Raw genomic sequence first — 20,626 nt, 5'->3', positions numbered from 1 at the left:
GATGGTGCGCGCATGGGCTAATCGTATGGGCGGGGTAAACCCCCGGCGGGTATCGACAGGCCCAATCTTGGGGGGGCAGGCAGGTTCCAGGGGCTCCGGCCGCACGACCAGCGCGGAACCGTCTTGGACCGCGAAGGAGATCTTCGTGCTGACGGGGGGATCCCGGCGTGGGCACCTCAAGTCCGACGTCCCGCATTCCTAGATGAGCGCATCCTGACGAACGTGCGGCTAACTGCACCGTTCTCTCCGCGAATGCCAAGCATAGTGCTTGGTGGTTCTATGGTCCCAGCTACTTCTTCCGCGCCTTGTTGATGAATTCCGCTGCGTGACGGTAGGCCCGCTTGGCCTCGGGGCTTGTAGCTGCCCGATACATCTTCTTGACGTCCTCAAGCCGTTCCGCTGCCTTTGCCTGCATCTCGGGGTCCTTGGCGAGGTTGTAAAGCTTGGCGCAGGCGGCTCTTGCCTTGTCCCCTCCGTTCTTGAGTCGGGCTGCGGCTTTGTCTGCTTTTTCTGCCATAGTTTGCTCCGTATCGTCGGTGGTTCGTCAGTTATCGCCGCTGTAGCGGCGGTCGTGCGTGCGGAGTCCGGTTAGGCAGCGACTCCAGGAAACACTACGAGCGACCCGTCGCTGCTTCGTTCGATCTCGATCGCAACGTCAGCTTGGTGGATTCCCCCGTTGAGGCCATCGCCCAGGGCGCGAAGTCGATAAGCAGCTTGGAGCAGGTGGTCGACCTCGCCCGGTGTGAACGCGGGGATCCGGAAGCCGCCGTCACGCTTCAACTCGCGAGTTGACAGTCGAAGGAGAACTGAGCTGATGCCTGATTCCAACTCGTCGATGCCACGTTCGTCGTCCTGCAGTGATCCGATGAAGCTCTTGAATGGATTGTTCGTGTCCTGTTGAGCGTGTTCAACTGCTTGCAGCACGAGCACGCGGCGTTTGAGGGCAATGGCGAGTCGTGCAATCTCTAGGTGTGCGCGGAATGCGCCGCCCTCCTCGTCGATACCGGGGAATGATTTCGTCAATGCACCGACTTCGACTGGGCCGTCGGGCAATGTATCCAGCGCGGCTTGCCACTTCTTGAGCCGACGCTGGGCTTTTTCGATCGCCGTGCTGATCGCGTACGACGAGGAATCCAGTCCCAACGACAGGCCGATTCGGCCCTGGTCGAGGAGAACCGACGTCGCCTTGTCTATCGCGTCGCGACAACCGTCTAACAAGCTGCGTTCGTTCTCAAGGTTGTCTTCGTGTAACTGCTCCAGGAGGTCGGTGATTCGCTCGATCGCTTTCTGGCGTTCGTGATCGGCATAGGCGCTGGCGCTGACCGCGATGGCCATCAGCACGAGGGGTGCCGCCACTGTCAACGCTCCGGCACTGGCGACTGCCACACCAGCGGTTGCGGCCGATCCGGTTGCGGCACCTGCGACGGCGGCCCTGCCAGTAACGGGCACAAACGTGGCGTTAGCCACGACGCCGGTGGAGTCGCGCAGCGCGCTGTAAACACCCCCGGCAACCGCCTTCGAAGCCATGGGATTCACGAGTCCTTTACCGACCTGGGCAGCGACCTTTGCCGGTACGACCATTCGGTAGAGAACGTCACCGGTAGCGGCGACGTTCAGCGTCGGAGGCGCCGATTTCGCTGTCTCAGTCACAAGGTTCGATAACTGCTTTGCCAGCGGACTGGCCGCATGCAGCACAATCCCGCCGCTCCGATTGCTCTTCTTCGAAAGCGGATGCGCCTCCAGCGTGACAATGGGGGAATCCGCGAGCATAGCTAGGACTGTCCTCAGCTCAGCGAGCCGGGTCGGTGTCATGCCCTCATCGCCTAGTACGTCCGCCATGGTCGCGGCCTCCGTAGCGAGTGTCCATACCGGCACGAGTGCCTTGTTATCAGTGGTCACGTCTTGTCCCTCCCCAAACCGACTTCCACCATAAACGGTGGCAGCGACACCCATAGTAACCGCTGGCCGCAGACCGGAACCCTTGTCCGGATGGACATCGCAATTCGATTTCATCTCGAATGGCCGTGGGGACGTACGGGTCGCTGCTTACAGAGAAGCTACGGATAACTCGTAGGCCGATCAGGGCGTTCTGATTAGGGTGCAGATGTCAGCCAACTCTGACGACACGGCGAGCTCGGCATGCGCACGGCAGTCGAGTCGAGCACACGCGCTACACTCATCCTGGATTAGCCCGCCGGCACCCGCCGGACAGGCAAACTGAAGGAACGGCCCCAGGGCGTTTCAAGGGTTAGAAGGGGCCGATCATCGCCAAGTTTTTCAAGTTCATTGCGTTCGCAGTAGTGGGCACGACCGTCCTGGCGCTGGCCGTGTTTGGTGCCGGGAACATGTTTGGTTTCAACCCTTTCAAGTTGAGCCAGACCGACCGGAGCCAGCCCGCGCTGCTCAAGTCGGTCAAGGACATCAGCCAGTACCACGCCGCGGTCGGCAACTTTGAGGTGGTGCTCGACGTCGAGGACAACGTCGGGTGGATTCCCGCCGTCATCGCGGGACGGCGGACGCTGTTTGTCGCGGCGGGCACAGTCAACACCTATGTCGATCTGTCCGGCCTCGCCGACAAGGACCTGGCGCTGTCCGCGGACGGCAAATCGGTGACGGTGCGGCTGCCCGAGCCGCAGCTCGACAAGCCCAACCTCGACCAGGACCGGTCCTATATCTTTGGCCAGGACCGCGGCATCTTTGACCGGGTCGCCGACGCGATCGAGTCGCCCCAACAGGCGCAGTTCTTCAAACTCGCCGAGACGAAGATGACCACCGCTGCGGAAGAGTCGGAGCTGCGGAAGCAGGCTACCGAGAACACCAAAGCCATGCTGACCGGCATGTTCGGCTCGCTCGGAATCCAGGCTACCTTCCTCGATAGTTAGTCCTGCTGGACAGTGTTGATCGAGTCGGTTTTATCCACTCCGGCTCTGGGCGATGCGGCGGCGCGACGCGGCGTAGGCGTCCCACCCGTCCATGGAGACGTCTCGATCTCAGGTGCCGGGTTCTGGGGTCCTTAAGCACCCAAGGTCCGGTTCCCCCAAAAGTGCGGGACACTGGAAGTCCCGACCACGAAAGCGGGTCGCCATGATTAATCTCCAACATGATGCCGACGGCTTCGCCCGGCTAACTCCATGAGACTGAGCAGCGCCCGCGGCGCCGGCCATCTCGATCCGCTGCTGTATCCCTGGGACCTGCCCGTGGCCTCGGGCGTCATGGACGGCAATGAATTCCGGCCCCTTGAGCCTTCAGCCGGACTGGATGAGGCCCTCGCGCAAGCCGGCGCGGCACCGTTGGAAGCACGGTCCCTGGTGGTCGCCATCGGCTCGAATTCAAGCGCCGACGTGATGCGGCGAAAATTCGCCAACTACCGCGAGCCTGTCAGCGCGGTCCTGCCGCTGGTCCGGGGGCAGCTCCACAACATCGCCGTTGGCCACTCCGCCCACGTGAGCAAGGCCGGCTACATCGCCGCCGCCCCGTATCCGCTGATGGGAGAGTGCACAGCGGTCTGGCTATCGTGGCTGGACGACGTCCAACTGATGGCGCTCGACGAAACGGAGCCCAACTACCGGCGGATCCAGCTCGACGGCGAAGCCTGCCCGCTCGTGGTGGACCACGGGGAACCTCCGGAGGAGTTTTCGCTGTTCACCTCGTGCTGGGGCGTGCTGACCGACGGTGACGGCGGGAAGCTACCCTTCCTCGACCAGCCTGCGCTCTTCGGGCTCCTCGCCGGCAGCGGCACCGGGGACCTCCTGGAGGAGGGCAAGTCCGTGTTCGACGGGCCGCCGGAGCATGTTGCCGAGCAACTCGCGAAACCGTCGGTCCAGGCATGGGCGAGGAAATGGTTCAGCTCGGCCGGCCTCGCCGCGCCAGTGGACTTCGACGGGCCTTGCGCGCGGTAGCAACCGCTCTGGAACGTCGTCTTCACCGGGCGGCGGTGTTCCCGGCGATGTGTTGCGCAATGTATTCGGCATCGCGGCCCACGCCCGCCACGATGGACGAGCCGTGCCCGGTCAGCCACGGCAGCCCGACGGCGTACAAGCCCGGGTGTTCGGTGACGCCGCGGTGGTGCCGGGGGTAATTCCATTCGTCCAGCACCGGGATGTCCAAGACGCTGAAGTCCAGCCGGTAGCCCGTGGCCCAGAGGACCGACGTGACGTTGGCGGCCTCGAGGTTCAGCCGCGCCGGGTCCGAGGGAAGCCAGTCGTCCTTGCGCGGCGGTTCCGGCTCCGGTGTAGACATGCCGGTGGCGGCAATATAGCGGTCGAACATCGGCTTCATCCGCTGGTGGAACGCCGCCTCCACCAGGCCCAGACGTTCCGGAAGGTCATCACTGAAGACGAGGTCGCCGTCGTCGGCTGCTTCCAGATGGCCGTGCAGCCGGACTCCGCGGCGGCCGAGGTCCCGCAGGTGGATGTCGTGTCCGCCGTCGGCGCCGGACACCAGCGGGTTGCAGGCGAACCTCGCCGCGGGGGAGGGCAACTGCCCCACGGTGAGGCCGTTCAGTCCGTAGTCGGGGCCGAATTGTGCAAGCTGCATCATCCAATAGAGGAGGTCCTGGCCGCGGTACCGGCGCGGTGCTTCCGGGCACGTGGACACCGCCAGGTGGATTTCGCGGCCGACGGCGAGCAGTTCCTCGGTGATCTGGCCGCCGGACTGGCCGGTGCCAACGATGAGCACGGCACCGTCGGGCAGCTGGCCCGGGTTGCGGTAGCTGTCGGCGTGAAGTTGCAGGATGTGGCTGGGCAGTTGCGCCGACAGTGCGGGGATTTTCGGCTTCTGGTAGCCGCCGGTGGCGAGCACCACGTTCCGGGCCCGCCAGCTGCCCTGGGTTGTGGCCACGGTGAAGCCGCCGCCATCCGCGGGCGCGATACGCGTGACATCCGCACCCGTCCGGACAGGAGCGCCGATGCTCTCCGCATAGTGCCGGAAATAGCCGATGAGGTCATCTCGCAGCATGAATGCTTCCGGACGGGGCCTTCATACGGCATGCCGGGCAGCGCGAGCGATAAGTTCGGCGTGTTCAGGCAAAACCCGTCCCACCGGTCCTGCCACGCCCCGCCAAGCGTTTCGCGCCGTTCCAGCAACTGATGTTCGACGCCGGCCCGGCTCAGCCAGTAGCTCGTGGCCAGGCCAGCCTGCCCGGCCCCGATGACAAGGGTGTTGACGCTTTGCGGAGCCGCAGGTCGGGCGGCTGCTTCGGGGAACGGCACGTCGGTCACCGTCGGGGTCTCCATGGTTCTTCTCCCGTAGCCAAGGTGCAGGGCTGGCTTTGTTGGCAGGATATGTCCGCAGGGCCACCGCCTACAGCAGATTCTGGGCAGTCCTTTCCTGCACCTGCAGCCGGAATCCCTAGAGAAGTACGGCCTGAACGCGGAAACGGTAAGAGGACACGAATTGCGCGTCCTCTTAACGTTGCCGGGTCGCAGGGGTTGGACTGCGTCGGGGGTGCCGAATTTCTAGTGGAAGAAGATCCGCGTTAGTGCTGGATGCCGAGGACTGAATGCGCGATCAGCATGTCTAGGCGGCGCACATCCACCTTCTTACCCGTCTTAATTTTGATATGCCCGGCGCGGGTCCAAAGCTCCAGCTCTGCATCGAGATCAAATCTCCCGGCGTTCTCTGATGACCACATGTTGATGTGGGAATAGGGCAGCGAGTACACCTCCACCTTCTTGCCAGTCAGGCCCTGGGCGTCGCGGACGATCATGCGCTTGGTTGTAAAGATGGCGCTATCCCGGAACGTCTTGTACGCGGCCACCGGCTGCTCGCCCGGCACCATTAGTTCCGCGACGTCGTTGGGAATCGGACATTCGTCGACGAACATCCACGTGGTCACTGCTGCTGCTTCCAAGGGGGTGGCTCCTTTTCGTGTGGTCAAGCCTCGGAGTTCAGTGTTACAAAGGCATGCCGGGCCGTCGTGACCTGCAATCGGCGTGTCGCGATGGCGCCCTTCATATTCAGGAAGGGTTCGCGAAATTTTCGGTGAGGTCCCCCTTGTCAGCGGATCCGGGACATCTGGGACAGGCAGGGCGACAACACATACCGATGCTCGACGTATCGCCTACAACTTAGGCAAACGGCTGCCGTTCCCCGACGGCGACCGCATCCTCAAGCGTTACGTACGTCCGCCGTCGTCGTTCCAGTCTTTCCCGCTGGCCTGGCGACGGGATGTGGGCGCCTTTCGCGCGGTTGCACCTGCTGCACGAGGCGACGAAGTTCCGCAGGCTGGTAGATCCGCCCTTGGACCACGGGTAGAAATGGTCACCGTGTTCCGCATGGCGGGAACAGCGGCGGCGGAAGCCGGCCTCCAGCTCGCACTGGCCTTCTGCCCGTGACATGCCTTCGCGGCGCTGCTGGCGGCTGAAGCGCCGGACCGGATCGCGGCGCTTCATGTCCCTCGCCCGGATTACCGACGCGCTAATGGTCAGGACGACGGCGAGTACGCCTGGAAGCGCGACGGCCGCCAGCACGCCGTCGAACATCCCTGTAAAGATGGCTGTGACGGTCGTGGGGGGTCGTACCGCAGTTGCGTTCCCGGAACGCGTCACGAGCGACAGGACGGCTCCGGCGAAGATCCACACCATCAACGCGGCCATGGCCAACCGGAGTAATTGGCGCGTCCAGTAGATGCGTTTCAATTCAAGCATTTGGTCTCCCCCATAAAGACTCCGGCAAAATGAAGACGGGCGGCGTCGCGCTCGCTGTGAGAGATCGTACCTTCGCTGGCGATACGGGGAGGCGGTGCCTCTCCAAGCGTGGTGTTCGCCAAGGGTGTTCTGGTTCAGTGCCGACTGCGCTAGCTTTTTTCTATGGCCATGGGCAAGCAACGGTGCTCTGACCCCCTACAGGAATTTCTGCTCAGAAGGAGGGGGAACGGTCATGAATCAACGAACCAAAATATTCTTTGGCATGATCGTCCTGTTACTGGTTGGTGGCGGGGTGACATTATTTGCCTTCGACAACACAAAAAGGAACGGGGCCGCGGAGTACAACCCGCAGATCAACCCAGCAGATTTCACCACCGAAATCACCAACAAATACTTCGCGCTCCCTGTCGGCAAGAAACTGACGTACGAGACCACCGAGCAAGGAAGAGTCACCGAGAGGATCGAGATCGAAATCTTGCCGGAGACGAGGACCATAGACGGTGTTGAGACGGTGGTCTATCTGGACAAGGAGTACAAGAACGGGCAGCTCGTGGAGGAAACCCGCGATTATCTGGCGCAACACAAAAACGGCGACGTGTGGTACTTCGGCGAGGACGTGGACAACTACTCGAATGGAATGTTGGCGAACCACTCCGGCAGCTTTTTGCATGGAAAAGACGGCGCAAAAGCCGGCATCTGGATGAAGGCCGAGCAGCGCGTCGGCGATTCCTACAGGCAGGAGTTCTACGTTGGTAATGCGGAAGACATGCGGGACACCGTAGCTACCGGCGAGACAGTCTCCACCAAGTCAGGCACGTACACCGACTGCGTCAAGGTCTACGACTGGACGCCGCTTGAAAAGAACTCCCGGGAGTATAAGTATCACTGCCCGCAGATCGGTGCGCTGGCCCTTACCGAGGACCTGGAGACCGGCAGCCGGTCAGAACTGGTGAGTGTTGTCCTGCCCTAGTTTTCCACCCTTTTGGGCCGGGGCTTAGAAACCTTCGGCTCCTTGGGCGGCAGTCCGGCCACGTGCTCGAATGCTTTCTCCACCCAGGCTTTGGCCCGCGCCTCGTCGCCGTCGCCCTCGGCGTTCCAAATCTCCGGCAATCCGGTGTAGCCGCCCATCGGACGCTCGGCCGGCCCGAACGGGACGGTCCGCTCGGTGCTTTCGAGCATCTCCTTGTCCGCCTCGGCCAGCTTCACGCCGATGGTGGGGCCGAACAGGCCGGCGAACATGTTGCCGTGCACGAAGGCGCCCAAGTTCCCGAACATCGGCTTGACCACCACCTTGGGATGGTCCGGCAGCACCGAGCGGAAGTGTTCCTTGTCGGCGTCGGACGCTTTCGGCATTTCCATGGGTCTTCCTCCGGTACTGACGGTCGCGGGCTGGTCTTCCTGCAGGATATGCCCGCGGCCGGGCATGGGACAGGCGGTCGGCATAAATGTTGCGAGCCAGCTTTCGGCGGGCATGATTGAGGCATAACCCAGGAACAGCGACCTCCTGGTCCGTTATACGGGTTCCATGGGACGGCTTTTTTCACGGCAAATGCGGACGCAGTAAATTCCGACAATTTGCAGCTGTGCCTAGTTCGGAGTGCCTAGCCTAGTAACAGATAGTCAAAACTCACATGGCGGGTTACTATTTGCAAAGTCTGGCTCAGCAGACTTTGGTTGCTCAGCATTCGCTGACGCATGAACTTGGGGGAAATACATGCTCGCAATGACGAGTAGATTCCGCCTGCCTGCCTTTATCAGTGCAGTGCTGGCGATACTTATGATGCTGGGTTCGGTCCCGGCCACCGCAGCCGATACGTCGACGGCTTCCATTCAGGGGACCGTGACGGCTCCCGCCGGAGTGAACATTGTCGGCACATATGTTTACGCCTTATCGGCGGCATTCCAGCGCCACATGGGCGAGTCCAGCGTTGAAGCGGACGGCAGCTACAAGATCATGGGCCTTCCCGCGGGATCCTACAAGCTCCACTTCGCCGGCTGGAATACTGGCGCCCAGGATCAGTGGTACAAAAACGCCGCCTCCTATGACACTGCCACGCCCGTGGCCGTCACCGCCGGACAGGCCCTCACCGGCATTAACGACACACTGGTAAAAGGCGCCACGATCGGCGGAAAGATAACAATTCCGGCCGGCGTCGGTTCATCCAACCTGTCTGTAGTTGCTTTGTCGGCGACCACACATGACGGGGCAGGACAGTCCGACGTGGGAGCGGACGGCAGCTACAAGATCATGGGCCTGCCGGCAGGGTCCTACAAGCTCCACTTCACGGGCTGGGACACCGGCGCCTTGGACCAGTGGTACAAAAACGCCGCCTCCTTCGACACTGCCACGGCCGTGACCGTCACTGCCGGTCAAGACCTCGCCGGCGTCAATGCGACGCTGGTCAAGGGGGCCACGATCGGCGGAAAGGTCACCGCGCCGGCAGGCGTCACCCTCTCTAGCGTTTCAGTGAGTGTCTGGTTGGCGGCCTCACAAAGGCAGGTGGGTCAAACTTCCACTGTGGCCCCGGACGGCAGCTACAAGGTCATCGGCCTGCCGGCAGGATCCTACAAGGTGGAGTTCTCCGACTGGAACACCAGCGCTGCGGACCAGTGGTACAAGAACGCCGGGTCCTTTGAAACTGCGACTGCCGTGACTGTCACTGCCGGCCAGGACCTCACCGGCATCAACAGTACGCTCGTGAAGGCTGCCACAATCAGCGGAAAAGTCACCGCACCGGCGGGGGTCGATCTTTCGAACTCCTACGTCAGCGCCTCGCCCGCAGCGGAACAAGGCAGCCAAATGACTCGGTCCGCCGGCTTCGCCCCGGACGGCAGCTACAAAATCACTGGCCTGTCAGCGGGCTCGTACAAGCTCCAGTTCTCCGGCTGGAACACTGGCGCCCTCGACCAGTGGTACAAAAATGCCGCCTCCTTCGAGACGGCCACGGCCGTCACTGTGGCCACCAGCCAGGACCTCACCGGGATTAACGCCACCTTGGTCAAGGGCGCCACGATCAGCGGAAAAGTTACCGCTCCGGCAGGCGTCAACCTTTCCAACGTCCAGGTCTCAACCTGGTTGGCGTCCTCAATGACACCAGTGGGCCAGACCATCAACGTGGCGCCGGACGGCAGCTACAAGATCATCGGGCTGCCGGCGGGATCCTATCGACTCCAGTTCTCCGGCTGGGACACCGGCGCGATTGACCAGTGGTACCAGAAAGCCGACTCGCCCTACAAAGCCATTCCCGTGGCCGTGACGAACGGCCAGGACCTCACCGGTGTTGACGTCACCATGGTCAAGGGCGCCACGATCACCGGCAAAGTCACCGCCCCGGCAGGCATCAGCCCTTCCGGTATTTCCGTCACGGCCACTCCGGCAGCCCCGCAGGACCAGAACCCAAGTTATTACGGCCCGGTGGGGCCGGACGGCAGTTACAAGATCATTGGCCTTCCGGCTGGATCCTACAAGCTGGCATTCAGAGGAGGCTCCGGCGGCGCCGTCGACCAGTGGTACAAGAACGCGTCCTCCTTCGACACCGCCACTGCGGTGACCGTGGCTGCGGGACAGGACCTGGCCGGCATCAATGCCACCTTGGTGAAGGCCGCGACCATCAGCGGGAAAATCACTGCCCCTGCCGGTGTGGTGCTCAGCAAAGTAATTTATCCCGGCGTTACCGTGGCGATGACAACCGTGAAGGTCTTCGCCGCCGGCTCCTCTACACGGCAGATCGCGCAGGGCTATGTGAATCCGGACGGCAGCTACAAGGTAACGGGCTTGGCTGCCGGATCCTACAAGGTCTTCATTTTCGGTTGGAACACGGGCGCGGCCGACCAGTGGTTCGACAAGGCTGCCTCGTTCGACGCGGCCCGAACCCTGACGGTGGCGGCCGGGCAGGACCTGACCGGCATCAACCCGGCCCTGGTCAAGGGCTCCACCGTCAGCGGCAAGATCACCGGCGGAGGCACCACTGGCACCCCCGTCAGCGTCCTGAACTCCGCGGGGGCTGTGGTCAAGGACGGCTACGCAGACGCTGCCGGAACCTACAGCATTGGCGGTCTCGCGGCGGGATCCTACAAAGTGGCATTCAACCGTGCCAGCGGCTCCTCCCTCGCGGAGGCGCAGTTCTACAACAACAAGTCCGAATCCGCCGGGGCAGGTGCAGCCCAGACCGTGACCGTCGGCGCAAGCGCGTCGGTATCGAACATCAACGCCACCCTGGTCACGGGCGGCTCCATCGCCGGGACGCTAACGGACAAGGCGGGCAAGCCTCTGCCCACCGCCGGAGTGCAGGCCTACACCCGCGATGGAAGTCTCGTCACGCGTAGTGGGATTACCGACGCCAGCGGAAAGTTCAATATCACGGGGCTTAGTACCGGAAAGTACTTCGTCGTCGCGCACTCCGGTGCTGACGGATCGAAGATCTATTCCGGAAACGTCGCCACCGAGGCCAGCGCTGCGCCCGTGGCGGTCATCGTCGGCAAGCCGACCATCATGGGTGCACTGTCCTTCGGCACCCCGCCGGTGGCACTGACGGCTGCGCCGGTTCCGACGATCACCGGCCTTGCAGTGTCCGGGGAGAAGTTGACGGCGGTTCCTGGCACGTGGGGCCCGGCGCCGGTCACTCTGGCGTACCAGTGGAAACGGTCCGGGGCGGCCATCGCCGGGGCGACGGCCGCGACGTATGTCCTGACATCCGGTGATGTGGGCAAGACGATCACGGTCACGGTGACCGGGTCCAAGCCCGGCTACACGACGGCGGCCAAGACTAGTGCGGCGACCAAGGTCGTCACGGCGCCCGTGGCGTTGACGGCTGCGCCGGTGCCGACTGTCACGGGCACTACCGTGACCGGGCAGAAGCTGACCGCAGTTCCCGGCACGTGGGGCCCGGCCCCGGTCACCCTGGCGTATCAGTGGAAACGGTCCGGGGCGAACATATCCGGGGCGACGGCCGCGACGTATGTCCTGACGTCCGGTGATGTTGGGAAGACGATCACGGTCACGGTGACCGGGTCCAAGACCGGCTACACGACGGCGGCCAAGACCAGTGCGGCGACGAAGGTCGTCACGGCACCTGTGGCGTTGACGGCTTCGCCGGTCCCGACGGTCACGGGCACTACTGTGAGCGGACAGAAGCTGACCGCGGTTCCCGGCACGTGGGGTCCGGCGCCGGTCACCCTGGCCTACCAATGGAAGCGTTCCGGGGTGAACATCTCCGGGGCGACGGCCGCGACATATGTCCTGACCTCCGGTGACGTGGGCAAGACGATCACGGTCACGGTAACCGGCTCCAAACCTGGCTACACGACGGCGGCCAAGACCAGCGCGGCCACGAAGGCTGTAGCAGCCGTCTAGGACGCCAGGCGCAGCAGGCCGCCGTACCAGGCCGCCGCACCAGAGCGCATCACCAGCCCTGCAAAGCAAAATCACAAGGAGACCCGTGCCCTTCCCAATCCAAACGTTGGAAAGGGCACGGGTCTTCGCTCCCCGTGCCTGTGTGTGGCTGGTGGCCTGCTCGGTCCTGGTCTTCCAGCCGGGCGGGCTGTTCCGGTTCACCTGGATGAAGGTGGTCTGGCTCCTCGCCGCAGTCGGAATCGGAGCCCTTGCCCAGGCCGGAGGCCGGCTGCCGCAGGGCATCCGGCGGGCCCTGGGGGCCGCCGCCGTTGTGCTGGCCATTTCTACGGCGTTCTCCGCCAACCCGCTGGCCAGCATCCTGGGACGCTGGCCACGGTATGAAGGCGCCCTAGTCATCACGCTCTACATAGCCCTCTTTGCGCTCGGCGCCAAGGTCCTCGGCGGGCCGGGCAGAGCCAGGAATTGGGCCATGTTCCGCACCGCACTCACCCCGGCGGTGGTGATCGTGAGCTTTATTAGTGCTTTCGAGGCCGCAGGCTTGCGGCCCCTGGGCGGGTCCGCGGATCTGCGCCCCGGGGCCACCCTGGGCAACGCGACGGACCAGGGAATCATCGGAGTTCTGGCGGCCGCAGTGCTGGCACTGCCGGCACTGCGCGGCCGGGACTGGCCGGCCCGCATCGGCCTTGCAGCGGCGGCCCTGACCACGGTCCTGTCCGGTTCCCGTGCAGCGATCCTGGGCCTGGCCGCCGTCGTGCTTGTGTTGGTAGCGGCCGCAATCCGGACCCCCGGCCGCGCGCGCGTCGCGGCGGCTGGCGGTGCCTCGCTCGTGTTGCTTGGCGTTGCCGCAGTCGCCATTCCCGTGGCGCGGGAGCGGCTCTTCAGCGCCGACACGGTCAACGGCCGCTGGCTGCTGTGGGACGAGAGCCTGAAGCTGATCGCCGAGCACCCCTGGACCGGCGTCGGCCCGAACGGTTTTGTCGATGCCATCACGGGCTTCCACACCCTGGAGTGGGCCGTCCGGGTGGGCGGCACATTCCCGCCGGACTCGCCGCACTCCTGGCTTCTGCAGGCCGCCGCCGTGGGCGGACTTCCGCTGCTGCTGGCGGCGGCGGTGCTGGCCTTCCTCATTCTGCGCAGCGCTAGTGAAAGCATCCGCACCGCGGCACCGGGAGTTGACCGCGACAACCTGACCGGCGCCCTCGCTGCCGTGGCCGCTTACGGTCTGATGCTCCTCACCGCATTCACCTCGCCGGCCGCCACGCCCGTGGCGGCCTTCATCTGCGGGGGATTGGTGTCGACGTCGCGGGCTGCCGTGCAGCAGGTCCGGCCTCGCGCCAAGGCGGCTCCCGCGAAATCAGCTTCCGAGGTCCGGACCTGGAAGACCTTCCCGGCCGGTGCGGTGGCTACGGGGCTGCTCGTGGCCCTGGGGCTGGGCATCGCAGTGCCGGCGGCGATCGCCGAATGGCCGATGGCCGAGGGTGTAGCCGCCGTCGCGGCCGGAGACCTGACGACGGCGGAGAGCCAGTTCCAGCGCGCCTACGGGCTGCGGCCCTGGGACTCGGATACCGCGCTGCTGGCGGCCCAGGCCTTCACCGGGCCGGCCGCCGACGGGGACTCCATCGCCGCGAACCATGCCGTCGAATGGGCCCGCATCGCGCTGGACCGCACGCCCGGTTCATCCGAGGCGGGCCTGGCCCTCGCCATCGGCTTTATCAACATTGGGAAGCTCCAACAAGGCAAAGACACGTTGGACGAGATGATTCGGCGTTCCCCCTTCGACTCCGCTGCCTATCTCCAACGTGGCGTCGCCAACTTCGGCCTCGGCAACGTCCAGGACAGTCTGGCCGACCTCGCCGCCTCGGCGGAACGTGCGCCGGCCTCGGCGGAGCCCTGGACCATATTGGCCAGGATCTATGACCGGCTGGGAGATCCGGAAGCGGCGGGGCAGGCGCAGGCCCGTGCGGATGCGCTCGGCCCTCGCTGACCGTTCCAGATGGAGGTGTGGTAATTCACCCACCAAACGTCCTGTACAGTTGATCCTGTTGTTGTGTTTATGCAGTTCGTAGTTCAGGCAGTACGCATGGTCGAAAGCCCATGTTCTTCTGAAGCAGCGGTTTTGAGCACCCCAAACAGGAGGACCCGAAAGTCGGGACAGTTCCTCCACCTTCACGAAGGACAAAAATAATGGCTACTGGTACCGTCAAATGGTTTAACGCTGAAAAGGGCTTCGGCTTCATTTCCCCCGATGACTCCTCACAGGACGTTTTCGCACACTACTCTGCGATCAACTCCTCCGGCTTCCGCTCCCTCGAAGAGAACCAGAAGGTCTCCTTCGAAACCGAGCAGGGCCCCAAGGGTCCCCAGGCCACCAACATCCAGGCTATCTAATTTCCTTTTAGATACCCGGGACCGTTAGGTTTCGAGCAGGGCCCGTCTTCGGACGGGCCCTGCTTTTGTTTAACCCACCCGTGCTTCCAAGAGCAGTACGACGGCGGCGCGCCACCGCCGCGCGTCGCGCTCCTCATGCCGGCCAGGGCTTCCCGCGCCGGGTCCCGCACCACAAGTCTGCGGCTAGTCGTCCCGGGGGATGAGGATCCACAACGCGACGTAGACGAACTCACCCACGCCGAACAGGCCGAAGAACATAAACCCGAGCCGGACAAAAGCCCGGGGGACTTCGAAACGGTCGGCCAAGGCAGCGCACACGCCTGCGAAGATTTTGCCGCGTCTGGGGCGAACCAAGGTTGCTGACATTTCGCTACCGTAGCACCACGCGCCCGTCGAGTCAGCAGTGTCTTTCGCCCCTGCCGCCCAGCGCCACAGCCCCGCGGCCTAGCCCGTCGTCAGAGCTGCCCGCGCCGGGCCAGGTAGGTGTTGAGCGCCGGGTTGTCGATGTCCTTGGCCAGCCACGGGATGGTCTCCGCGGCGGCGGCATCGCCCAGGAGTGCCCGGTGCGAGTGCGCCCGGACCACGAGTTCACGCAGGGCGCCGCGGCTGGCCATGGTGCCCAGCCGGTCGGCATAGTCCCCGGCGGCGGGGGAGCCGGCGTCGATGGCGACCTCGGCGGCGGTGTCCAGCAGCCGCGCCCGGTACCAGAGATACCAGGGGGTGGTGTCGAGCCCGCGCTTCAGCCAGGATTCGGCCGCAGCCTGATCATTCAGCGCCATGCTGAGCCTCGCCTTGGCCCCCGCGGCCAGGGTCAGGTAGCAATGGTCGCCGGCGACGTCGGCCATCACCCACGAGCGGTCGATCAGGGGAGCGGCGTCCTCCAGCCGGCCGGCGGCGAGGAACGTCTCGCCGCGGAGGCCGGCGACAAAGGGTTCGAACGCCGTCCAGTGTTCGGCCGCGATCAGTTCCTGGGCCCGGTCCAGGCATTCAGCAGCAGGCTCCAGATCCCCACGCAGCAGATGCACCCGGCCGGCCAAGGCCTGGCTGAACGCCAGAAGACGGCGGCCGCCCGCGGCGGTGGCGAGCCGGGTCGATTCGGCCAGAGCCGCCAGCGCCTCAACGTAGTGCGCGGTGTCCGAGGCCGCCATGCCCTGGATGGCCAGGATCCTGGAGCGTTCGTCGTCGAACCCGTCCGCCGCCCGGGCCGCCTGCTCCAGCCAGCCGGCCGCACGGTCCGGAATGCCCCGCTGCACGGACAGGTACCCCAGCTCCCGGTACGCGGCCGCCGCCACCCGCGACGCCGGCCGCGCGGGGTTCCGTCCCCCCGACGCCAGCGACTCCGGGTCCAACCCTTCCGATTTCAAAGCCCGGTGCAGGAGGTCGGCCACCTCGGCGCCGCGGCCGCCGGCCTGATGGATCAGCGCCCCGGACAAGGTGACCAGGGATTCGGCGAGCAGATGATGGTCGCCGGTCCGTTGCGCGATCTCGGCGGCGAGGCGCAACTGCTCCAGCCCGCGGTCCACGGAGCCTGCCGAGAGCGAGGCCTCGGCGGCGTCGAGGTAGGACCGCACCGCGGCCGAACTGGCCGGCAGACCGGGCTCGGCCGGGGGCGCCGCGTCTGCCAGCGCCCGGCGCACCTCGGCCGGCACGCCGAGCCCGAGCTCCCGGCGGTAGAGTTCGCGGCACTTGTCGGCCTGCTCCCGCGCCCGCCGGTAGTCACCCAGGGCGAGCAGGGCCTTGATCAGCACGGCGTGGCAGTCGGCGTTGAAGGGGTCCAGGTGCAGCGCGCGGGTGGCGAGGTCGACGGCGTCGTCCGCCCTTCCGGCCGCCAGCGCGGCGAGCGAGGCCTCGTAGAGCAGCGTCAGGACAGCGTTCTCGAGCCGGTGCCGCTGGTCCTCCAGCCAGGACTCGAATGCCGGGCATTCTTCGAAGGTGAGACCCTCCAGGAGGTCGCCGTCGAAGGTGCGGGGGTCGGTGTCGCCGGCTGGCTGCAGGGCCGCCAGCACGTCGCAGTTCCAGCCGGCCGGCAGCACCAGCCGCAGCGGGTCGCCGCCCACCGATTCCGCGCCGAGGGTCCGGCGCAGCTCGGAAAGGTTCCAGCGCAGGGCACCGAGCGGGTCCTCGGCGTCGGGAAACAGGAGGGCCGCCGTCCGGGCCCGGCCCGTGCCGCCCGGTTGCAGCGCGAGGTAGGCCAGCACAGCCCACGCCTTGAGGCCCCGGGGCTGCCGGGGTGCGGTGCCAGCGGACTCGATCCGGGGCGGACCGAGGAGCCGAATCCAAGTCTCGGCCATATCAGTCATGCTACGCCGCTGATGGGGGAGCGGGAGCGGCAGACGGCGAGCGTGCGCCGGGGGAGCGACGGCGCCTGACCGGCGCCTGATCGAAGCCGAAGGGAGCCGGAAGCGGGCGGAAAACCACAGCGGAAAATGCTCACACGGTGGCTCACACGGTGGGTGCGGAAACTGGACATGTCCCCACAAAAGGACCGGAAACCTGAACCCCAGCCGCAAACTAAACCCGCACCGATCGCCCGGGATTCCGGCCCAACAACCTGATCCATCATCAGCCCCAACAACCAGCTCCATCACTCGCCCGAGGTGCTCTTCACATGGAATTTGCCGCTATCCTGCTCGCCGGACTCCTGGTCTTCGCAGCCGTCGCCACCATCGTCGCGGTCGTCCGCGACGGCCGGGGCCACACCCCTCCCATCCGGTCCACCCGCCCCTGGATGGCAGGCAACCTGCCCAGCGAACCGTACGCATCCCTGCGGTCCCTGCAGGGCTGACTGAATCCAGCAACCGCACGCCAGCAACCGCACGCCAGCAACCGCACGGGCCTGACCCCCACCTCCAGCATGGGAGGCGGGGGTCAGGCCCGACGTCGTGCGGTGCCTTTGCGGAGTTCAGCGCTGGCGGCGTTCGGTAATCGCCAGGTGTCACTCAAGTGGGCTTGAGGTTGGCTTACGTCCATGGGACGAAGGTTCCAGGGACGTTGCTGGTGCTCTTGAAATCTGAAGAGTGCCGGATGTCAGATGGTCTCAGACAATCACACCGGAGGAGGTCGCCATGACGGTCGCTTTCAACCACACCATCGTCTACGCAACGGATATGCGTCGGTCGGCGAAGTTCCTGGCCAACGTGCTCGGACTGCCGGAACCCCAAGCCATGTGGTCCTTCATGACCGTGCCCCTTGACCACGGGGTGGCCCTCGATTTCGCCACGGCGGACCGGCCCATCGCCGCGCAGCACTACGCCTTCCTGGTCAGCGAGGAGGACTTCGACGGTATCTTCGCAAGGATCCAGGCCGAGGGCATCCCCTACTGGGCGGACCCGGGACGGTCCCGCCCACAGCAGATCAACCACAACGACGGCGGACGCGGCGTCTACTTCGCGGATCCTGACGGGCATTTCCTTGAGGCGATCACGCGTCCTTACGGATCGGGTGGCGCATGACGTCCCACGATCTGCGTCACGGCCATCGGGACCGCCTGAATCCTTGCGCGGCGCGAGGGCATCGGCGAGGATGAACGCGATTCACCGTGCTGCAAACCGAGCTGCAAACAAGGAGTCGACGCGAATGACCAAATATTTGATCTCGTTTCCGAGTGCCGCCATGGTCTTCCCCGAGGAAGAGCTGCAGGCTGTTTCGGATGCGTCGCACGCGGTCGTCCAGGAGGCGAAGGACGCCGGCGTCTGGGTGTTCGGCGGCGGCATTGATGAGGGCATCCCGCCCGTCATGGTGGATGGCGATGGGACCGTGAGCGAGGGCACTTACCCGCAGACGACGCAGCTCGAAGGCGGCTACTCGGTGCTGGAGCTGCCCTCCTACGATGCGGCCTTGGAGTGGGCCGCGAAGATCGCGGTCGCCTGCCGTTGCGCGCAGGAGGTGCGCGCTTTCCAATACGACCCCGCCAGCTAGGTGACTGCGCGGCGGGGGTGGCTTACACTGACCTCGGCTGGTGGGCGCCGGGGGAGGGCACATGTCAAGACGACATCTTTGTGGGGCAGTAGTGGTGGCTATCGGGCTGGCCTTGGCCGGGTGCTCTGGATCCACACAACCCGGTCTGGCCTTCACGTCGCCCACCATGCGTGCGGCACCCTCAACCCCGAGTCCTCAGCCGAGCTCGTCCATCGCCCACGACGGCAACGTGAAGGGAAGCAGCGCGGTGAGCGTAACCGTGGCACCTGACATCTTCGACCAGCAGGGCGAGAGGTACGAGGAAGGACTGGGTGACGGATGGGAAACGTCACCCGGGTTCCTTGTCGAGACTGACGACCGGGACAAGGCTGCCGCGGCATTGTATGCCGCGGGAGGGCGCTTTATGTCGGTGGACCAGAACGGCAAGGAACTGAGCCCCGCCGAAATGACTGGCGACTACCCCCAGTACACGCCAAACTACGTCTCCGATGTCTATCTGACCGAACTTGGCCCCATGATTTGGACTGACACTAAAGGCGAACTCTCGATAGGCATGGCGGAGAGGATGCTGCTCATACTGGAGGCCGAACTCCGGTCCCAGGGGATCACGGCCCATGTGACTGCTCCACCGGCTGACCTCTCACTCGACGGCACGCCCATCTGGCGGCCTCCCACCGAGACCGCCGTGCACGCGGGAGCTGACGTGAAGGCGCCGACGAACGAATAGCGGCGGCGGGAGAACCTCGGGGCACCGTTCCCCGCCCGGACCGGCGGGGAACGCCGACGTCGTCGGTCAAGTGTCTAGACACCCGCAGTGGCGCGGGAGCATCCTAAACGTGTGCGCGTTTCGGGAGGAGAGCGGCCAAGGGGCAGGGAGATCCCGTCCCGGCTGGGGAATCCTGGGGAACCGGTGGCAGTCCCACTTTCCAGGCGTGCGGACACGATCGGCGAGGGAACCGGGGACCAGATCATGGACGAAACATCCGATACGCGGCAAAGGCTGTCCAACCGCATCGACCAGAAGCAACGGGACCTTCAGTCCTACCTCGGCAGGGAACGACCACGGCGCTCCCGGCTGGCCGGCATCAGCATCGTGGGCAGTGCGCTGGCCGCCGCGTTCACGGTCGGCCCCGCCGCCGGTGGCACGGGGTTCACCGAAGCGGTGGCGAACATCTTCAACCTGGCGGACGACTCGATTGTGTGGCGGGGACTGTGTCTGCTGGCGGTGATCTGCTCCGTTGCCGCGGCGCTGGCCACGAACTTTGCCACGTCCCGTTCCGTGGCGGACCGTGTGAGCGCAGCCGAGACCGCCAGTGCCCAGCTGGAGGGGCTGCAGGTCGCGCTGAACTTCGGCCACATCGAGATCGACGAGGCCGTCAAGCTGTACCAGCAATACGCCACGCAGGTGGCGTTCGTGGAGGCCTCTCCGGCGGGGTGAACTGTTCCTTCAAGCAGCGGCTCAACAGAGAGCACAAGCGCTCGGGTCGCCCTGCAGCTACCCCTGCAATCCAGTCCCTGTTGTCAGCCCTCAAGAATCAGTTCGACTTCCACGTCCACCTCATCGCCGGCGTGGATGCCGGCTGCGGTTCTGATGGCCTTCTTGACGGGGAGGAGGTACGAGTTGGTCCTGCTGTCCGGGAAGAGCGACGTCGACCACCGCTGCCCGGCGATGCAAGCTTTCACCTTCACCGAACCGAAGCCCTTCCGGAACGGGGCGGCCTGGTCCTTGAGCTGCTCCGCCAGGTCCGGCGGCAAGGTGATGAAGTGCCAGCCTGCCTGCTCGGGGTAGTGCCACAGCTCGGCACGGAACGTGTACGACGTCGTCACGCTCTGAGTATGGCACCGGGAGCGAAGCCTCGTGATGTGCGCGTGTGACCCACTCCATAGAAGCCCGACGCCGGGCCGCCGGCCTCTGGGGGCGGCCGCGGCTGCCGAAATCCGCGCGGTTCCGGGAATGTGACGCCATGGAACCCCCTCAGGGGGCCGATTTGTGCAGGGTCCTCCCGGCGTGTAAAGTAATTCGAGTCGCCGCCGCTGATGCGGAAAGAAAGCGACCGACCCCCTTCTAAACAGCCTGAAAATGGTTCGCAAATTTGCGTGCTAAATAACGGCGGGGACCTTCTTGGATGAATGTAAATCGCAGAAATGCGAATTTGCAAAGACTTCCGAGATCGGGTAAGTTTGAAAAGTTGCTCCGGAGCGATCCTTGACTGTTTGTTGGTTGTGGTGGTGCCGGGTGTGTCTGTTGTTTGAGAACTCAATAGTGTGCCAAGTTTGTTGATACCAATTTATTGTATTGAATTGGTTGAATTTGCCGGGC

20 protein-coding genes and 1 pseudogene are annotated in these 20,626 nt (G+C 64.7%); 11 read left to right on the top strand and 10 right to left on the bottom strand.

Annotated elements, in window-relative coordinates; translation table 11 throughout:
- Positions 1-289: 289 nt before the first annotated feature.
- A complete protein-coding gene (locus AC1DBX_RS14860; protein WP_476932088.1) occupies positions 290-517 on the bottom strand; it encodes a hypothetical protein in 228 nt (75 codons plus the stop codon).
- Between the two features lie 71 nt (positions 518-588).
- Positions 589-1,899 carry a hypothetical protein gene (locus AC1DBX_RS14855; RefSeq protein WP_476932087.1) on the bottom strand — a complete coding sequence of 437 codons (1,311 nt, stop codon included), beginning with the start codon at positions 1,897-1,899 and terminating at the stop codon, positions 589-591.
- Between the two features lie 401 nt (positions 1,900-2,300).
- On the opposite strand from AC1DBX_RS14855, the gene AC1DBX_RS14850 reads away from it, so the two are divergent.
- Complete coding sequence (locus AC1DBX_RS14850; protein ID WP_476932086.1) at positions 2,301-2,882, top strand: DUF4230 domain-containing protein; 582 nt, start codon at positions 2,301-2,303, stop codon at positions 2,880-2,882.
- A 249-nt stretch (positions 2,883-3,131) separates the two neighbouring features.
- Positions 3,132-3,899 carry a hypothetical protein gene (locus tag AC1DBX_RS14845; RefSeq protein ID WP_476932085.1) on the top strand — a complete coding sequence of 256 codons (768 nt, stop codon included), beginning with the start codon at positions 3,132-3,134 and terminating at the stop codon, positions 3,897-3,899.
- 22 nt (positions 3,900-3,921) lie between these two features.
- Here AC1DBX_RS14845 and AC1DBX_RS14840 read toward each other — a convergent pair.
- The 3 genes and pseudogenes from AC1DBX_RS14840 to AC1DBX_RS14830 all read right to left on the bottom strand — a co-directional run bounded on the left by AC1DBX_RS14840 (position 3,922) and on the right by AC1DBX_RS14830 (position 6,647).
- Positions 3,922-5,234 (bottom strand): annotated as a pseudogene (locus AC1DBX_RS14840) (flavin-containing monooxygenase).
- A gap of 242 nt (positions 5,235-5,476) precedes the next feature.
- On the bottom strand, positions 5,477-5,851 hold the full coding sequence (locus AC1DBX_RS14835) for a PH domain-containing protein (protein ID WP_476859791.1): 375 nt from the start codon (positions 5,849-5,851) through the stop codon (positions 5,477-5,479).
- Between the two features lie 217 nt (positions 5,852-6,068).
- Positions 6,069-6,647, bottom strand: coding sequence for an HNH endonuclease (locus tag AC1DBX_RS14830; RefSeq protein ID WP_476932084.1), 579 nt, complete (start codon positions 6,645-6,647; stop codon positions 6,069-6,071).
- Positions 6,648-6,879: 232 nt separating this feature from the next.
- Here AC1DBX_RS14830 and AC1DBX_RS14825 point away from each other — a divergent pair, with 232 nt between their 5' ends.
- On the top strand, positions 6,880-7,617 hold the full coding sequence (locus AC1DBX_RS14825) for a hypothetical protein (protein WP_476932083.1): 738 nt from the start codon (positions 6,880-6,882) through the stop codon (positions 7,615-7,617).
- On the opposite strand, the gene AC1DBX_RS14820 is transcribed toward AC1DBX_RS14825, so the two are convergent.
- Positions 7,614-8,006 carry a TfoX/Sxy family protein gene (locus AC1DBX_RS14820; RefSeq protein WP_476932157.1) on the bottom strand — a complete coding sequence of 131 codons (393 nt, stop codon included), beginning with the start codon at positions 8,004-8,006 and terminating at the stop codon, positions 7,614-7,616. The two genes, AC1DBX_RS14825 and AC1DBX_RS14820, sit on opposite strands and share 4 nt — an antisense overlap.
- Before the next feature lie 364 nt (positions 8,007-8,370).
- On the opposite strand from AC1DBX_RS14820, the gene AC1DBX_RS14815 reads away from it, so the two are divergent.
- From AC1DBX_RS14815 to AC1DBX_RS14805, 3 genes are all read left to right on the top strand, one after another.
- Positions 8,371-12,000, top strand: coding sequence for a carboxypeptidase regulatory-like domain-containing protein (locus tag AC1DBX_RS14815; RefSeq protein ID WP_476932082.1), 3,630 nt, complete (start codon positions 8,371-8,373; stop codon positions 11,998-12,000).
- An 85-nt stretch (positions 12,001-12,085) separates the two neighbouring features.
- Entirely contained in the window at positions 12,086-13,984 is a 1,899-nt protein-coding gene (locus tag AC1DBX_RS14810; RefSeq protein ID WP_476932081.1) for an O-antigen ligase family protein, read from the top strand.
- Positions 13,985-14,184: 200 nt separating this feature from the next.
- Positions 14,185-14,388: a cold-shock protein gene (locus AC1DBX_RS14805; RefSeq protein WP_011690916.1), complete on the top strand. Its 204-nt coding sequence runs from the start codon at positions 14,185-14,187 to the stop codon at positions 14,386-14,388.
- A 183-nt stretch (positions 14,389-14,571) separates the two neighbouring features.
- On the opposite strand, the gene AC1DBX_RS14800 is transcribed toward AC1DBX_RS14805, so the two are convergent.
- On the bottom strand, positions 14,572-14,754 hold the full coding sequence (locus AC1DBX_RS14800) for a PspC domain-containing protein (RefSeq protein ID WP_028275253.1): 183 nt from the start codon (positions 14,752-14,754) through the stop codon (positions 14,572-14,574).
- A gap of 89 nt (positions 14,755-14,843) precedes the next feature.
- Entirely contained in the window at positions 14,844-16,679 is a 1,836-nt protein-coding gene (locus AC1DBX_RS14795; RefSeq protein ID WP_476932080.1) for an AfsR/SARP family transcriptional regulator, read from the bottom strand.
- Between the two features lie 317 nt (positions 16,680-16,996).
- On the opposite strand from AC1DBX_RS14795, the gene AC1DBX_RS14790 reads away from it, so the two are divergent.
- From AC1DBX_RS14790 to AC1DBX_RS14770, 5 genes are all read left to right on the top strand, one after another.
- Complete coding sequence (locus tag AC1DBX_RS14790) at positions 16,997-17,173, top strand: hypothetical protein (protein WP_476851686.1); 177 nt, start codon at positions 16,997-16,999, stop codon at positions 17,171-17,173.
- Between the two features lie 280 nt (positions 17,174-17,453).
- On the top strand, positions 17,454-17,840 hold the full coding sequence (locus AC1DBX_RS14785) for a VOC family protein (protein WP_476932079.1): 387 nt from the start codon (positions 17,454-17,456) through the stop codon (positions 17,838-17,840).
- 124 nt (positions 17,841-17,964) lie between these two features.
- Complete coding sequence (locus AC1DBX_RS14780; RefSeq protein ID WP_476932078.1) at positions 17,965-18,306, top strand: YciI family protein; 342 nt, start codon at positions 17,965-17,967, stop codon at positions 18,304-18,306.
- A 247-nt stretch (positions 18,307-18,553) separates the two neighbouring features.
- The gene (locus tag AC1DBX_RS14775) at positions 18,554-19,033 is read left to right on the top strand and encodes a hypothetical protein (protein WP_476932077.1); all 480 of its coding nucleotides are present in this window, start codon (positions 18,554-18,556) and stop codon (positions 19,031-19,033) included.
- Between the two features lie 183 nt (positions 19,034-19,216).
- The gene (locus AC1DBX_RS14770) at positions 19,217-19,744 is read left to right on the top strand and encodes a hypothetical protein (protein ID WP_476932076.1); all 528 of its coding nucleotides are present in this window, start codon (positions 19,217-19,219) and stop codon (positions 19,742-19,744) included.
- Between the two features lie 83 nt (positions 19,745-19,827).
- Here AC1DBX_RS14770 and AC1DBX_RS14765 read toward each other — a convergent pair whose 3' ends face one another.
- Positions 19,828-20,133 (bottom strand): DUF1905 domain-containing protein, encoded by a 306-nt coding sequence (locus tag AC1DBX_RS14765; protein ID WP_476932075.1) that lies wholly within the window; start codon positions 20,131-20,133, stop codon positions 19,828-19,830.
- A gap of 273 nt (positions 20,134-20,406) precedes the next feature.
- The coding region (locus AC1DBX_RS14760) for a hypothetical protein (protein ID WP_476871930.1) at positions 20,407-20,626 on the bottom strand (220 nt) is incomplete at its 5' end.

This window comes from Arthrobacter sp. 10N44_2 (assembly GCF_056394385.1).
This window is presented reverse-complemented; position numbering and strand designations above follow the sequence as displayed.

Coding starts and splice junctions, on each gene's coding strand:
- AC1DBX_RS14830 (WP_476932084.1), bottom strand. CDS start 6,647: ATGCTTGAATTGAAACGCATCTACTGGACGCGCCAATTACTCCGGTTG.
- AC1DBX_RS14790 (WP_476851686.1), top strand. CDS start 16,997: ATGGAATTTGCCGCTATCCTGCTCGCCGGACTCCTGGTCTTCGCAGCC.
- AC1DBX_RS14800 (WP_028275253.1), bottom strand. CDS start 14,754: ATGTCAGCAACCTTGGTTCGCCCCAGACGCGGCAAAATCTTCGCAGGC.
- AC1DBX_RS14820 (WP_476932157.1), bottom strand. CDS start 8,006: ATGGAAATGCCGAAAGCGTCCGACGCCGACAAGGAACACTTCCGCTCG.
- AC1DBX_RS14815 (WP_476932082.1), top strand. CDS start 8,371: ATGACGAGTAGATTCCGCCTGCCTGCCTTTATCAGTGCAGTGCTGGCG.
- AC1DBX_RS14845 (WP_476932085.1), top strand. CDS start 3,132: ATGAGACTGAGCAGCGCCCGCGGCGCCGGCCATCTCGATCCGCTGCTG.
- AC1DBX_RS14785 (WP_476932079.1), top strand. CDS start 17,454: ATGACGGTCGCTTTCAACCACACCATCGTCTACGCAACGGATATGCGT.
- AC1DBX_RS14795 (WP_476932080.1), bottom strand. CDS start 16,679: ATGGCCGAGACTTGGATTCGGCTCCTCGGTCCGCCCCGGATCGAGTCC.
- AC1DBX_RS14860 (WP_476932088.1), bottom strand. CDS start 517: ATGGCAGAAAAAGCAGACAAAGCCGCAGCCCGACTCAAGAACGGAGGG.
- AC1DBX_RS14780 (WP_476932078.1), top strand. CDS start 17,965: ATGACCAAATATTTGATCTCGTTTCCGAGTGCCGCCATGGTCTTCCCC.
- AC1DBX_RS14825 (WP_476932083.1), top strand. CDS start 6,880: ATGAATCAACGAACCAAAATATTCTTTGGCATGATCGTCCTGTTACTG.
- AC1DBX_RS14805 (WP_011690916.1), top strand. CDS start 14,185: ATGGCTACTGGTACCGTCAAATGGTTTAACGCTGAAAAGGGCTTCGGC.